11 protein-coding genes, 2 tRNA genes and 1 rRNA gene are annotated in these 15,149 nt (G+C 42.3%); 7 read left to right on the top strand and 7 right to left on the bottom strand.

The genetic code is table 11. From position 1 onward, the window contains the following. The first annotated feature begins 115 nt into the window (after positions 1-115). The 5 genes from holA (at position 116) to ACQKCP_RS00050 (ending at position 5,583) form a co-directional block, all read left to right on the top strand. Complete coding sequence (holA, locus tag ACQKCP_RS00070) at positions 116-1,216, top strand: DNA polymerase III subunit delta (protein WP_427610827.1); 1,101 nt, start codon at positions 116-118, stop codon at positions 1,214-1,216. A gap of 281 nt (positions 1,217-1,497) precedes the next feature. Beyond that, positions 1,498-2,823 carry an efflux RND transporter periplasmic adaptor subunit gene (locus tag ACQKCP_RS00065; RefSeq protein WP_201547608.1) on the top strand — a complete coding sequence of 442 codons (1,326 nt, stop codon included), beginning with the start codon at positions 1,498-1,500 and terminating at the stop codon, positions 2,821-2,823. Between the two features lie 305 nt (positions 2,824-3,128). Next, entirely contained in the window at positions 3,129-5,078 is a 1,950-nt protein-coding gene (locus ACQKCP_RS00060; protein ID WP_198327634.1) for a MacB family efflux pump subunit, read from the top strand. Positions 5,079-5,272: 194 nt separating this feature from the next. Then, a tRNA-Lys gene (locus ACQKCP_RS00055) sits at positions 5,273-5,348 on the top strand. A gap of 159 nt (positions 5,349-5,507) precedes the next feature. After that, positions 5,508-5,583 (top strand) — tRNA-Lys (locus ACQKCP_RS00050). A 107-nt stretch (positions 5,584-5,690) separates the two neighbouring features. Here ACQKCP_RS00050 and ACQKCP_RS00045 read toward each other — a convergent pair. Together ACQKCP_RS00045 and ACQKCP_RS00040 are read right to left on the bottom strand one after the other, a co-directional pair. Continuing rightward, complete coding sequence (locus tag ACQKCP_RS00045) at positions 5,691-6,479, bottom strand: MBL fold metallo-hydrolase (RefSeq protein WP_427610826.1); 789 nt, start codon at positions 6,477-6,479, stop codon at positions 5,691-5,693. Between the two features lie 324 nt (positions 6,480-6,803). Continuing rightward, complete coding sequence (locus tag ACQKCP_RS00040; RefSeq protein ID WP_427610825.1) at positions 6,804-8,891, bottom strand: catalase; 2,088 nt, start codon at positions 8,889-8,891, stop codon at positions 6,804-6,806. 560 nt (positions 8,892-9,451) lie between these two features. Between ACQKCP_RS00040 and ACQKCP_RS00035 the strand changes: the two genes are divergently transcribed. Further along, a complete protein-coding gene (locus ACQKCP_RS00035) occupies positions 9,452-10,243 on the top strand; it encodes a dienelactone hydrolase family protein (RefSeq protein ID WP_427610824.1) in 792 nt (263 codons plus the stop codon). A gap of 128 nt (positions 10,244-10,371) precedes the next feature. Here the strand turns inward: ACQKCP_RS00035 and ACQKCP_RS00030 are convergent, their stop codons facing one another. From ACQKCP_RS00030 to ACQKCP_RS00015, 4 genes are all read right to left on the bottom strand, one after another. Beyond that, positions 10,372-11,061, bottom strand: a complete 690-nt coding sequence (locus ACQKCP_RS00030) for a DUF938 domain-containing protein (RefSeq protein WP_427610823.1) — start codon at positions 11,059-11,061, stop codon at positions 10,372-10,374. 100 nt (positions 11,062-11,161) lie between these two features. Continuing rightward, positions 11,162-11,626 (bottom strand): flavodoxin family protein, encoded by a 465-nt coding sequence (locus ACQKCP_RS00025; protein ID WP_427610822.1) that lies wholly within the window; start codon positions 11,624-11,626, stop codon positions 11,162-11,164. A 1-nt stretch (position 11,627) separates the two neighbouring features. Then, complete coding sequence (locus ACQKCP_RS00020; RefSeq protein WP_427610821.1) at positions 11,628-12,041, bottom strand: OsmC family protein; 414 nt, start codon at positions 12,039-12,041, stop codon at positions 11,628-11,630. 26 nt (positions 12,042-12,067) lie between these two features. Then, positions 12,068-12,730, bottom strand: coding sequence for a hypothetical protein (locus tag ACQKCP_RS00015; RefSeq protein WP_427610820.1), 663 nt, complete (start codon positions 12,728-12,730; stop codon positions 12,068-12,070). A gap of 448 nt (positions 12,731-13,178) precedes the next feature. On the opposite strand from ACQKCP_RS00015, the gene ACQKCP_RS00010 reads away from it, so the two are divergent. Then, positions 13,179-14,204, top strand: a complete 1,026-nt coding sequence (locus ACQKCP_RS00010; RefSeq protein ID WP_427610819.1) for a purine-nucleoside phosphorylase — start codon at positions 13,179-13,181, stop codon at positions 14,202-14,204. A gap of 860 nt (positions 14,205-15,064) precedes the next feature. Here ACQKCP_RS00010 and rrf read toward each other — a convergent pair. Next, a 5S ribosomal RNA gene (gene rrf, locus ACQKCP_RS00005) occupies positions 15,065-15,149 on the bottom strand; the annotation flags it as partial.

Raw genomic sequence — 15,149 nt, 5'->3', positions numbered from 1 at the left:
GTAGCAAACTAAGCGAGCGTAAGTACTACTTTAAGTAGGCTGAGCTAGATTAATACTGTTAAGCATATTTTTGGAATTGGTATTACCTGCTCATCAACCTGTGTAACACCACGCTATGCAAGATACTTTCATAAAAGCCTATCCAAAACTACTGCAGCCTTCCGTTGCGGTAGCGGGTTTGTGGCTGGCGCACGGTGACGAGCCACTACTGAGTCAATGGTTGATAGATGCGCTGCGTCCACATTGGCGCGCGCAGAACTATGCAATCAAACGTATAGAGCTGATTTCTGTCAAGAGTTGGCAAGAAGTACTGTCCGAGCTTGGCAGCCAGTCTTTATTTGATGACGCCAGTGCCTTAATCGTGACGGGCAACCATAAACCCGACAAAGCAGTTATCGCTGAATTGGAACGTTTTGCGGTCGAGGCGCAAGCGGGCACACATGGTCATAGTGTGTTGTGGCTCACACCTAAGCAAGACAAACGCAGCCAGAGCAGCAAATGGTTTGCTCCTTTTGCGCAATATGGCAATGTCATTGATTGCAATTTATACAATGAGCAGCAGCGCCAACAGCTACTACAAATACAAGCTCAGAAGTTTGGCTTACGACTGTCTCAAGAAGCATGGCAGCTACTCATGTCACACACTGAGCATCATTTGCTAAGTGCTTATCAAACCCTATGGCGACTGTCCTATTTGTTTGCACCGCAGCTAGTTATTAATAACAGTACTAGTGAAAATAGTGCTACTGACACAATTGCCGAGCTATCTAATAGCTTTTCACAACCTGCGAATAATGTGGCATTGGATATTGCAGACCTACAAGCAGCGTTAGTGAGCGACGCTCAGTTTAGTGTGTTTGATTTGTCTGATGCGATGCTCGCGGGTAATAGTACGCAGGTTGCCAAGATCATGTTTCAGCTAAAGTCGACCGATGAGCCCACTACTTTAGTACTCTGGGCTATTAGCAAAGACATGCGTCAAATTATCCAGCTTATGGACGGTCAAGACCCTCAAGCATTAGGCATTTGGCGTAGTAAGCAAGGGTTATACCAACAAGCCTGCCGTCGTCAGTCAAAACAACAAACGAGCGAATGGCCTGCCCTGCTTTACCGCTGTGACCAAGCTATCAAAGGTCTTATTCGTCAGCCAGCATGGGAATTATTATTGCAAGCGGCACTGGAGCTAGCAGGTAAGCGTTTATTTGCTATGCGCTAAGACTGATCCGCTTGTCACCACCTTTTATTGTTTCTACTATTAACAAGTTATCCATCTCTTCTCTTACTGATTTATACATTTAAACGCTGTAAATCCAGATTCTACTACCCTATCTTGTTCTCCTATAATCTCCGTTTTATTGATTTTTAGTAAGCGTTTCTTTTCTGTACCTATCTCTATTCCTGACTACCTTAACCTTTCGTAAACTAATTTCCATTCCCTTTTGTAGGTGAAGTCTCTACTATATCTACACTTGATTTAATTGTGATTGGATTGTTGTCATGCGCAAAATAAGCAAAAAGTCTGCTATAAAATGGGGTGTTATTGCCTTAATTATCGTAGCATTAGGGGCTTTGGCCTATACTTTTTTAAAACCAGAAGAAACCACACCTAACTATTTAACCGCAACCGTTGAAGTCGGTGATATTGAAAACAATGTCATGGCGTCTGGTAAAGTAAAAGCGTTGAATACCGTCGATGTAGGGGCACAGGTATCTGGTGAGGTAAAACGCCTATACGTTGAAGTCGGCGACGAAGTCAAGCAAGGCGATTTGATTGCGCAGATTGATCAAGTGACTCAGAAGAACAGCCTGAGCAATGAACAAGCCAGTCTTGAACAAAGCGAAGCCGCGCTACAAAGTGCGCAAGCAGAATCGTTGAGCAAACAAGCCAGCCTAAAAAGTGCCTATGCCGATCTTGCCAGCCGTCAGTCTGAGCTCAAACAAGCACAGTCTGATTTTGCGCGTTTGCAAGACTTAGTCGCTATCGATGCTATCTCGCAACAAGAATATGATACGCAAGCGACCAGTGTCGAGACCGCAAAAGCAGCCGTTGCCAATGCACGTGCGGCTATCGATACAGCAAAAGCCGCGATTGCAACCACCGAAGCCAATATCAACAGTCAGCAAGCGGCGCTACGCAAATCACGAACCAATGTGAGTACTGCTGAAGAAGATTTGAGCTATACCACGATTCGCGCCCCGATATCAGGTACCGTTGTTTCTATTACCACTGAGCAAGGCACTACGGTCAACGCCAACCAAACAGCGCCCACATTGGTGACGTTAGCGGATTTATCGACCGTACGTATCAACGCGCAAATCTCGGAAGCTGACGTTATCAATGTTAATGCTGGTATGCCCGCTTATTTCAATATCATTGGTAATCCAGATCAGCAGTATGATGCGACGTTGACTGCTATCGAGCCTGCCCCAGAGCAAATTAGTAGTACCAGCTCAACAGACGCTGCTATCTATTATGTCGGCTACGTAGAAGTACCAAACCCTGACCGCTTATTCCGCATTGATATGACAGCGCAGATTTATATTATTGTTAACGAAGCCAAAAACGCCCTGTTAGTACCGTCAACAGTGATACAAGAAAAACGCTCTAAAGGTAAAGAAAAAGGCAAAGCGGCCACTGGCAAGTTTGTACGTGTATTAAAAGAGGACGGAACCGTAGAAGAGCGTACTGTAGAAGTCGGTATCGATAACCGAGTAAACGCGCAAATCTTAAGCGGTTTGAAAGAAGGGGAAGAAGTAATTATCAGTGAAGAGAGCGGTAAGAAATCAGGTAGCGGCCGTATCCCTGGTGGACCTCGAATGTAACTTGTTCTTTGACTATGTTGAATAAAAAAGGGCTTGTTAAACATATCAGCCCTTTCATAACAACACTATAACGCTTATTAGCCTTTATTAAAGACACTGCTATGACTATATCTCAATCTCCTAAACCGTCGACTGAAGATAGCTCTGAAAGTAGCACGGCTCAAAACTTAGGGTCACACACTTCTGCTAACCCTTCAAACAACTCAGACAATTTGAATAACTTAAATAACTTAGACAGCTCAGATAACTTAAATAATTCAGCAAAAACCAATACCGTTAATCACCCTGCACCAGGCAAGCCTATTATGGAGTTGTCTGGCATTATCAGAGAGTTCCCTGCTGGTGAGCAAACCATTCGCGTCTTGCATGATATCAATCTAACTATCAATCAAGGTGAGATGGTTGCTATCATTGGACAGTCAGGCTCTGGTAAGTCCACCTTGATGAATATCTTAGGTTGTTTAGATCAAGCCACGGCTGGCGATTATAAGATTTATGGTCAATCCGCTCGTAAGCTTGATGCCGATCAATTGGCCGAACTGCGCCGTGAGCACTTTGGTTTTATTTTTCAGCGCTACCATTTGCTTGGGGATATCAGTGCCAAAGACAACGTCGCCGTCCCCGCCGTGTATGCGGGCATGGATACCGAGGCACGTACCAATCGTGCTGAGAAGCTATTAACGGATTTGGGCCTTGGCAATAAGGTCAATAACCGTCCCAATCAGCTCTCAGGTGGACAGCAGCAGCGTGTTTCTGTTGCTCGTGCACTGATGAATGGTGGTGACGTGATCTTGGCAGATGAGCCAACTGGTGCTCTAGACAGCAAGTCTGGCGAAGACGTCATGGCAATTTTGCATGACCTCAGCGCACAAGGTCATACCATTATCATGGTCACTCATGACCCAAAGCTAGCGGCACAAGCGGAGCGTGTGATTGAGCTAAAAGATGGCTATGTCATCGCTGACTATCAAACTGAGCATTATAAGCACACCGACAAAAAACCAGAGTCTATCCTTGGTGAACATCGAAAAAGTGCTTTTGGTAGCTTTATTGATCGACTGCTTGAAGCATTTAAAATGTCTTTGCTTGCCATGCGCGCGCATAAGATGCGTACCCTACTGACTATGCTCGGCATTATCATCGGTATCGCTGCGGTTGTATCTATCGTAGGTCTTGGACAAGGCTCTCAGCAGCAAATCCTCGCTAATATCAGCTCGTTAGGTACTAATACCATTACCGTCAATGATGGCTACCCTAGAGGCGACCCTAGACGCCGCTATAATGATGACAACTTGACGCCAGAAGACGCCGAAGCGGTCGGCAATCAGCCCTATATTATCAGCGTTAGCCCTCAAGTGAATGCCAACTCTAGCGTGCGCTATCGTAGTATACAGGAGGACGCTACCGTCAACGGTGTTGGCGAAGACTATCTAACCGTTACTGGTGAGACATTAGCATTGGGTCAAGGGTTTGATGCAAAAAGCGTCACATTACGTAGTCAAGATATCATCATTGATGACAATGCTAAGCAGACCTTTTTCTCAGATATTGATAATCCTGTTGGCGAAGTGATATTGGTTGGTAGTGTGCCTGGACGCGTGATTGGCGTACTCGAAGAGAGCGATGGTGGCTTTGGTCCCAGTGTGACGACGCCTACCATCTATATGCCTTATACAACGGTGATGTCGCGCGTCACTGGTAGTACCAATATCGACCGCTTTGTAGCGTTGTTAGATGACAGTATATCTTCTAGTGCCGCAGAGACGGCCATCTCTGATTTAATAGAGAGTCGCCATGGTAAAGATGACTTTGAGCTGCGCAATTCAGACTCTATTCGTCAAACGATCGAATCGACGACAGGTACGATGACCCTGCTTATTTCATCAGTCGCGGTCATTTCATTGATCGTCGGCGGTATTGGGGTGATGAACATCATGCTAGTCTCTGTCACCGAACGTACCAACGAGATTGGCGTACGTATGGCAGTGGGCGCGCGTCAGAGCGATATCATGCAGCAGTTCCTCATTGAGGCCGTTCTGGTCTGTATCTTAGGGGGGCTGATTGGTATTGGACTGGCCTTTGCCATTGGTGAGCTGATTAATAGCGTGGGCGGTGATAATTTCAAAGTTATCTATTCATCAACCTCTATTATTGCCGCTTTTGTTTGTTCGACGTTAATTGGCGTAGTATTTGGATTCTTGCCAGCGCGTAATGCTGCCAAATTAGATCCTGTTGAAGCACTTTCTCGAGACTAATAACCGATTATTGACTCGCTTTAGCCAAAAATAGAGCAGTCAATATCAATATAATGGCAAAAAATTAAAGAAACTGGAATAAATTGGTAATTTTATAAGAGAATTACACTTTTTTTATCATGTGGGGTTGTAATTGTCATAATAATATATATAATGTGCTCTCACGTTTAGGGATACAAACACTTTAAACGTTAGGGCTGTTAGCTCAGTTGGTAGAGCAGTTGACTTTTAATCAATTGGTCCCGCGTTCGAGTCGCGGACAGCCCACCATATTTAGTTTAATCTTTATTAATCGTTCTGCCCTATCCGGTAGTAGACTAATAAAGATAAGTTTAAAAGACATCGTTAAGATGTTTAGTTTTAGAAAGTTCTTTAGTTAGAATTTTCTCTTGCAGAGTTAAAAAGTATCGCTTTTTTATATACTCTTCAGGGCTGTTAGCTCAGTTGGTAGAGCAGTTGACTTTTAATCAATTGGTCCCGCGTTCGAGTCGCGGACAGCCCACCATATTTAGAAAGCCCAGTTACTATCTTAGTAACTGGGCTTTTTTTCGTCTGGGCTTTTTAAATTAAATGTTGTTTTTTAGCTATTAGTTTCTTAGCTTTTATATACCTCTATTTATTATGCTTGCGTTTAAACAGTCTAAAGTTATCTCTCTTGCGCCATAGTAGTTTATGTCTGATCGTATCTTTGATGGTACGTGGATGCTTAGGCGCATGAGCGATAAACTCATCAAACTCTGCCTCACTCATCGCTAGCTCTCGACCATGTGCCATCATCACCATTGACGGTTGCAATGCCCTGATTTTTTTTAACGATTGAACATAAGCTTTAGGGTAATAGACAGGAAATGGCGCTACGAACTTATGGCGCAACTTAATGATTAAATCAGCAGTGTATACTTCGCGACTGGGCAGGTGAAACAAAGACAAATCACGATCCGTATGACCTGGTGTCTCTAGTACTTGCCATTCATCAAAGTGTGGCACAAGCTCACCATCTGTGACGGTGATGTCCGGTTTCAGACTTGCCGAATAGTATAGGTTTTTAAATGGGCGGCCTTGACGTCTGGCCACATAATATCCTAGATGTATATCTACGAAGTGCATCGTGCGCCCGCCAATACCGCTATACCACTGCTTTTTTTTATCAGCTGAGACAATTAGACAGCCCGTCTTTTCTCGAAACTTATGCGCGCCGCCTGCATGATCCGGATGCATATGCGTGACCACCACTACTTTTAGGTCGGTGACGGGTCGTTTTAACGTCGACTTGATATAGTTGAGCACCATCGGCACATCAGCACGGCAACAGCCATCTAACAGCATTATTTTCTCTGGATATACTGCCAGATAGCTACTCTGGATATATCCTTCTAAACGTACAATTTCACATAGACTCATTGGTGTTCCCTACCTCATTCGTCGTTATTATTGTGAGGCTTTTGTTCAGTTTTATAGCCAATCTTTAGTATAGCGCCCGTCACCACAAATAAAACGACTTTGAGTGAACGCCTGTGACTATATATAGAAGCGATGCAACACACACAGACGGTGCAACTAATAATTATTAATAAAGAATGATTAGAACCTGTATACATAGTTTTATACGTGGCAATTCTCACCTTATTAATAAAAAGCAAAAACCCAGCACTTAGGCTGGGTTTAAGGAAACGCTTAATATCTTATTTGCTATCTTAGATAATTTGTAAATTACCTACTTATCGACTATGCAAGGTCACGAACCTTTGGCTCACGTTCCCATAGACGAGACTTAGCATTACTAATAAAGGCATCTAACTCAGCCAAAGGCGTGACAAATTTATCTTTTTCAACTGGTAGTTTACTTAGGATAAATTCATCAGTCGCGCCGCAATATGCGATGGCTTTGCAATGATTGTACGCATCATTGAACCAATCTAACGCAGAGCTGTCCATGGCCAGCTTTTTAGCTTGGTCAGGCATGATGATACTAACGACGGCATCAAACATCACTGACGGACCACCAGCGAGGCGCTCATCAGCTTGTATGCGTGTACCATCATCCAATACGACTTCTTTATTAGGCGCTACGATTTTGACGCTAGCACCCTGCGCTTTGGCAGCATCTTCGAACTTTTTAACTTCACTACTATTAGAGCCTTCTGCGACTAAGATACCAATCATGCGACCTTTTAGGCTATCAGGCGTTAAGCCAATAGTTTGTACCGCTTTAGATGTTCCCAAGTCTTGGACAGGTGCTGCCGCATCCGCTGGCTCTGGTAGTTCCATACCCAGTGCCGTTGCTACGCGATTGGCCAAGTCTTCGTCAATATGAATCAAATGGCTAAGCATACGCGTACGCACATGGGCTGTATCTACTTTACCTAGCTCAAACGCATAAGCGGTTGCGATATGTGCTTGTTCAGTTGCTGTCTGACTACGGTAGAACATACGTGGCTGGCTATAATGATCGGCAAAGCTCTCGTCACGTACGCGACCTTTTACGCCATCATCTAGCTGCTCATGGAATGAATTGAATCCACGTTTAGCGCTTTCACGAGGACGAGTTGGATCTAGGCTTTGTGGCTCATAAAGTACACGCGTCTTAGGCACTTGCATTTGCATATGACCATCTTGCTGATTGTTGGCAAACGGACATTTTGGCGCATTGATAGGAATCTGAGCAAAGTTTGGCGACCCTAAACGTGATAGCTGCGTGTCTAGATAGCTGAACAGACGACCTTGTAATAGTGGGTCGTTACTAAAGTCAACACCCGGTGGCAGATGCGATGGGCAGAATGCTACCTGCTCAGTCTCTGCAAAGAAATTATCTGGATAGCGGTTCAATACCATCTTACCCACGACTTTTACTGGTACCAATTCTTCTGGAATCAGCTTGGTCGCATCGAGATGATCAAATGGGAATTGGTTGGCTTCTTCTTCAGTAAATAACTGTACGCCAAACTCCCATTCAGGATAGTCACCGTTGTTGATTGACTCAAATAAGTCACGACGATGATAATCAGGATCCGCACCTGAGATTTTCACTGCCTCATCCCATGTGGTTGACTGTACGCCCAATACTGGCTTCCAATGGAAACGTACAAAGGTACTCTTGCCTTCTTTATTGATTAAGCGATAGCTATGAATACCGAAGCCTTCCATCATGCGTAGGCTACGTGGCAGACCGCGATCACTCATCAGCCAAATTAGATTGTGCATGGTTTCAGGACTTAGTGAGACAAAATCCCAAAACGTATCATGAGCAGATGCCGCTTGCGGGAAACCACGATCTGGTTCTGGTTTTACCGCATGAATCAAATCTGGAAACTTCATCGCGTCTTGAATAAAGAAGATAGGCATGTTGTTACCAACAATGTCCCAGTTACCTTCTTCTGTATATATTTTCACAGCAAAACCGCGCACATCACGTGGCGTATCTTTTGAGCCTTTGTTACCCGCTACTGTTGAGAAACGCGTAAACAATGGCGTTTGCTTACCTGTTTCGGTCAATACTTTGGCAGTCGTATATTCTTCTAATGACTCTGTCAGCTCAAAATAACCGTGTGCTGCGCTACCACGAGCATGGACGATACGCTCAGGGATACGCTCATGGTCAAAATGATTGATTTTTTCACGTAATACAAAATCCTCTAATAGCGTCGGCCCACGTGAGCCTGCTTTTAGAGAGTTTTGATTATCAGCGATGGCCACACCTTGTTGCGTGGTTAATACTTTAGTGTCGTCGCCTGCACGCTGATGGGTTTCGCCACCATTGCCACGTTCCGTATTCATGTCTTTGGCGGGGTCCGTATGATCGATATTATTATTCATAAAAAGTCCTAGCTAATAGATTGAGAGTGCTCTTTTAAATCATTAAAAGAGTGCCTACACAGGTTTGATATCCTTTGAGATCGTGGTGACTTCATCTGTCATTTATTTGTCTGTGTTTCCAGCATTGCCGAGCGTTAAATTGATACCGCACTAAAATTCGTAAAGGAATAATAGGCTTAGGAGTTATACTACCCAAAAAATAAGTCAAATATAGTTGCGTATATAGTAAACCTTGTTGATATTTAGTTAACGTTTATAGATGCTATAAAGCGACTACTTTAGATGGTCTTAAAGGCGCATAAACGTTAACAATAGAATCTTGTAATGTAGTTATTCTTTAAGGTATGCTTTTTATGCAGTACTAGAGACTATTGATAAATAAATTGGCAGGGTTTTAGCCTTATATTTATCTTTTTTATATTATTGAATTCAGATAATTTCGTTACAAGAGAACCGAGCGTAAGCTATACATTGGTATGGTTAGCGAGGATGACGATGTAGCGGGTTTATGTGGACTTGACGATGCGACTATTTTTTATATAACTATAAGGCTACCTACCATGTTACCAACTCTAAGCTCCCCGACTAAAAAACCTTATCACTCATTGCTAGTAGGCGCGTCAATGGGTCTAATGGCATTAACGTTCAGTCAAACGGCTGCTGCTATCACGACCAAAAACGTGACCTACACGGTCGATGACCAAGCGTACGAAGGCTATTACGCCAAGGCGGACAAAGCTAATGCACCTTTTATCTTATTGATTCATGATTGGGATGGTCTAACTGACTATGAGCGCAAACGTGCTGATATGTTAGCGGCTGAAGGCTACAACGTATTGGCGGCCGATATGTTTGGACAAGGCATTCGCCCTACTTCTATCGAAGAAAATAAACGCCTAACTGGGGAGCTATATGATGACCGTAATAAAATGCGTCGCATATTGGCAGGGGCATTAACGGCAGGACAACTACAAGGCAATGATGTGCGTAAAGGCACGACTATGGGCTACTGTTTCGGTGGTACGGTCGCGTTAGAGCTAGCACGTTCAGGCTTTGAACAAAAAGCCTTTGTACCCTTCCACGGCGCCTTCGATATTCCAACTGGTCAAAGCTATGACAAAACTACGGGAGAAATCCTAGTATTCCATGGCTCTGCTGATGAATCTGTCTCTTTAGAGAGCTTTGCCACTTTGGGCAAGACATTAGAAGCAGCCAAAATCCCTCACGAGATGGTTACCTATAGCGGCGCGCCACATGCCTTTAGCGTATTTGGCAGCGATAGATATGATGCCCGCGCCGATGAGCGCTCTTGGAAACGCTACTTAGATTTTTTAGCAGAAGAATATAAATAGACTAGTGGTAGAGAAACAGTACAAATAACAATATCAGCAACAATTTAAGCAAACCCAAATAAAAAGACACCTCAATTAAGATCTGATAATGATCCATTAAGGTGTCTTTTTTATACAACCTTAAACATTTATATTTTTTGAAATACCAATAGCTGATTATTAGCAGGCATTGCATACGTTTTAGAGAGTTGTAGATGGTGAGCATTTGCTAAACTAACGACATCTTCTTTATCACGAATGCCGCTGTCAGAATTACTTGCTCTCAACATCACATCAAATCGCTGATTCCCCTCACTGGTATAGTTACCATTCTCGTTAAATGGGCCATATATAATCAGCTTACCGTCAACAGGTAATGCCTCACTAGCCAATGTAAATAACCGCTCAACTAGAGCCCAGCTAATGATGTGCAAAGTATTGGCTGTAAATATCACATCATAAGGTTTGGCTATATCACTGCTATTTAAATGATCACTATCTAAATGACCACCAACAGGTACAGAGTCTTGCGCCAAATCAAACGCTAATGGCAAATATAGGTTAGATGCAGAATACGCATTGTGCCAAGCGATTATATGGCGATGATTACTAGTGACATCGCTAGTTTGCCACTGTATCTCAGGTAAGTTAGGCGCAAAATAAACACTATGCTGACCTGTCCCAGAGCCAATCTCTAATACATGACTAAAGCCTTGTAGCTCTGTTTGAAGTATTTCTAGAATAGGCTGCTTATTATTTTCACACGCTTGAGAAAACGGCAATGCAGAAATATCTACTTTATTATTTGGATTATCACTATCCAGATTATCGTCATGCATCACCATCCTCCCAGACCGTTTGTTATGCTCTCAGTATTAATAGCAGTAGATTAACAAGCACTGTCTAATACTACCTTAGTGGCCACCAAACAACTGACTACTAGTAAATCCCTGCCTCTACTCCAGCAGCCAATGTCATAGCAAACTCTTCTACTTGCTCAGCAAAGCTATCTTGCCAATCGCCTTGTAGTAACAGCGCCTCTTGAATCCATGACCAACGTAGCCCCGTCGTAATCGTTTTGAGCGCAAGCTTGGTACCTGTACCATCATGCCCTGCGCGTATATATACCGCAAATGGCATGCCTTGCTTTTCTTCTAGCACGGGATAATAGCAACGATCAAAAAAGTCCTTGGTCAGCCCTGCCATATACGCTAGATTTTCAGTCGTACCTAGCAGTAACGCATCAGCAGCCAATACATCCTCAGACTGCGTATCCTGCGGTGATTTCAAAATGACAGTGATATCTATATCAGGATGATTGGCACCGTCATAAGCTGCCTGCGCCAATTTCTGAGTATTAGGCGATGGCGCATGAGCGACGATGAGTAAAGTCTTAGTAGACATACTAGGCTTCTGTACCATTGTTAAACACTAAGTTTTGAGTGATAGCAGGATCCAAGCTATTGCCTACTGGACAGGTCAACGCAGTTTTATAAAATCGCTTTAAGGTACTCTCATCCAATGCTTTTGAAAAATTGACCACGACATGTATTTCACTCACACGCCTTGGTTTGGCAGCCATGACTTTGGTAACTTCTGCGGTCGTACCTGAGATATCGATGTCCATCGCTTCGGCTTTGATACCGATAATCGTTAAGATACAACTGCCCAAACTGGTCGCTAGCAAATCCGTCGGAGAAAACGCTTCGCCCTTACCATGATTGTCCGTTGGCGCATCAGTGATGATTTGATTATTCGACTGCAAATGAATGGCTTGGGTGCGTAAATCACCTTGGTAGGTTACTTTTGATGTGGTCATGAGGGTTCTCTTTTTTGAATAATCTATTACGTTTTATTAGTACGCCCTATCATATCTTTTACTATATCAGAATCACTGTAACCTTTAGCCAAGTCCCACCCTGTAAAAATTGCCCAAAGAAATCTGCATAGCGATTTTACATCGTCATACTCTTTTTCTGTTAGTTCCATTCTTACAATAATCTGTGAAAGTCGATTAAGAAAATCAAACACTTCTGGATCATTTAGGTTCGTAGCATTACGAGTATATCTTATTTCTTCATTCAACATTCGAAGATGGTAGATAACCTCTTTGAGATAATACTCATTACCCTCAAGAGAATTAGCTATAGCATCCCAGCGTTTCTCTCCTCGTCTATTCTCCATTTTAAAATAACAACGAAATTCAGATAAATTAAGGAGTTTTTCTTTATTAGAATACTCTTGAGAATCACTAAGTATTAGAAAAGTATTAATACACGACATTTTAAAACGTATGTATTCGTCTTCAAGGCGCTCACGAGCCATATTCCTACGCTTGTATTCAGGCATATATACTACAAGAAAATAAAATATAGAACTAACTACGAAGCCTACACTCAAAGAGTTAATCATACTTCCATAGCCGTTACTATCTACAGTTTTCATTCCGATAGCCAAAGATATCAACGTAAGGAAAATCAAGGTCATAGTCAATTTTTTGTCAAGCATTTACAACACCTTTTTATTAAGCCTAACACTAATTTAAGTGTATTAGGTAGCTGACAAACTTTCTTTTAAAGTGTGTCGGTTATTAGAAAGAATGTTATAGCCTCATTTCAATATATACGCTACTTTCTGACAAATACTTTACTGTTCGAGGTATAGTCAAATAACATTTAGATTTGGTAATGCATAGATAAAACTATACCTGAATTGCTTTATTAGAAAACTAACTGCACGGCATAAATTGTTAAATAAAATCAGTAAAAAAGGAAAATCTGTTCCAACCAAAACCTTTTGACCTACCCTCTACACTGGCCGAACGCTCCAGCCTATCTACAGATTATGCTATTCTATATTGGATATATATAAGCATTTATTTAGTTTTAGCAAATTTTTTAGTTATTGCTAATTAAATTATAAATACAGACTCAAATACTTTAAATAGGCGTCCCATATGTTTATAAAAAAACATTTTTTTCATTTATCTATTTTTACCATGATATTCATGTTTTGTAGTAATGCGCAAGCTGAAACTCATCAAGATAAAATCCAAGTAAAGGTATTTATCGCAGCGATGTTTGAAATTGGTGAAAATAGTGGAGATAAAGCAGGCGAATTTCAGCATTGGTATAATCAATACTTTACAGATAGTAAGCCTATAAAAGTAGAAGGTGCTCATAGCCCAGTTTATTGTAACTCCGAAGGTGTCTGTGGTTCAGTATTAGGCATGGGTAAAGTAGGGTCTTCAGCATCCATGCAAGCAATCACACTTTCTCCCAAATTTGACTTTAGCAAAAGCTACTTCGTTCTAAGCGGTGTCGCAGGAACACCACCGAGTAAAGGTACGATAGGTGATGTGAGCTTGGCGTCTTGGCTCGTAGATTACGACTTAGGTCACCGCTGGAAAGCTGAAGAAGGTGAAAAAGGCGCACCTACGTTTACACCCCGCAAAGGCTATGAAGATATTCGCCGCTATCAACTTAACTCTGAACTGCTAAAATGGAATCTACATCTAAGCCAATCAGTTGCTTTAAAAGATTCAAAAGAAGCCAGCGCATATCGAATGAAATACCCTGATGCAGCAGCACGACGGAGCCCAACTATCACCGTAGGTACTCATATGACAGGAGATACCTTCTTTCATGGTCCAGGATTGTCAAAACAAGCTCAATATATAGCTGAACTATATAATGCAGATGATTACATTATCACTGAAATGGAAGCCGCTGCAATAGCACAAGTACTTAACAGAACGGTAGGTATTGAACGCATAATGAGCTTACGTGGTGCAGTGAATTTTGACCAAGGTAATCCAAATGAGACTACGCTTCAACATCTAGATCCAGCGCCAGGAGAAACAGCTGGTGGCTTTGCAGAAACAGTAGAAAATATCGTGCTAGTAGGATCGAAAACTGTCGATCACATCGTTGATAACTGGGATGTCTGGGAAAAAGGTGTGCCAAAATTCAAAGAAGAATAAAAACTCTAAGGTAAATTTTGAGTAGCACAACAGACAGTTAATAGTTAGTAAATAGTTTCTAGAATGGGTTTACGCTCATTCTAGAAACTGCTATGGCTTATAGATTTACTACCAATATAGCTCTTCCATTTCAGCTTCATTAGAAAATGATTAAGCCCTCGATTCGCTTACGCTCGTTAGATAGCATACGATTAAGTAAGCTACAAGATTCATCCTTGATATAGACCTCCATTCAATCTTTAGCGAGTTTTCTCATTCCATTTGAGTTACTCAAAAGATGACACTATCACTCAGCTAAATAATTAAGATACCGCATCACTCGCAGTAAAGGGTACTTTTCCCAATATCAATGCCTAATACCTCACGACTCTCTCCTTTATCATACTAAAAGGTAGAAACGGATATTGTGGTGTCGTTTATCGCTTATAAACTCTACTGGCTAGGTATAATCTAATACATTTGGTTAGATTCAACAGCATAGTCTTGCCTGATGATAGATATTCCTTTTGTCTTAGGGCACGGGTTTAACTTTAAAATAGTACATACGTAATGAAAATATCTGTGATTCTGTAAGTAGTAAGGTTCGCATATACGTTGTAGCATTGGCAAAATAATTCTTAATGTTAGCCAAAGAAAAGCCCCCTTTGCTTGAGCGTTGGGGGCTTTATCTAAGTATAGAGAGCTGACGAACGAGAAGAGCGCCGTTGAGGCCTTGCGCTACGGACGACTGTCTCCCAGACAGTCATTACTCTTTACTCACCTTTAAATAGGATTTACTACGTAGGTCATCAGGAATAATAAACTACGCACAAAGAAAAGCCCCCAACGCGTTAGCGTTGGGGGCTTTATCTAGAATAGAGAGCTGACGATGACCTACTCTCACATGGGCGAACCACACTACCATTGGCGCTACGATGTTTCACTTCTGAGTTCGGGAAGGGATCA

Source organism: Psychrobacter sp. NPDC078631 (assembly GCF_050268165.1).
In the GTDB taxonomy this organism is placed as follows: Bacteria; Pseudomonadota; Gammaproteobacteria; order Pseudomonadales; family Moraxellaceae; genus Psychrobacter.
Note: the sequence above shows the minus strand (reverse complement) of the source record. Positions and strands in the feature narration are given on the sequence as shown.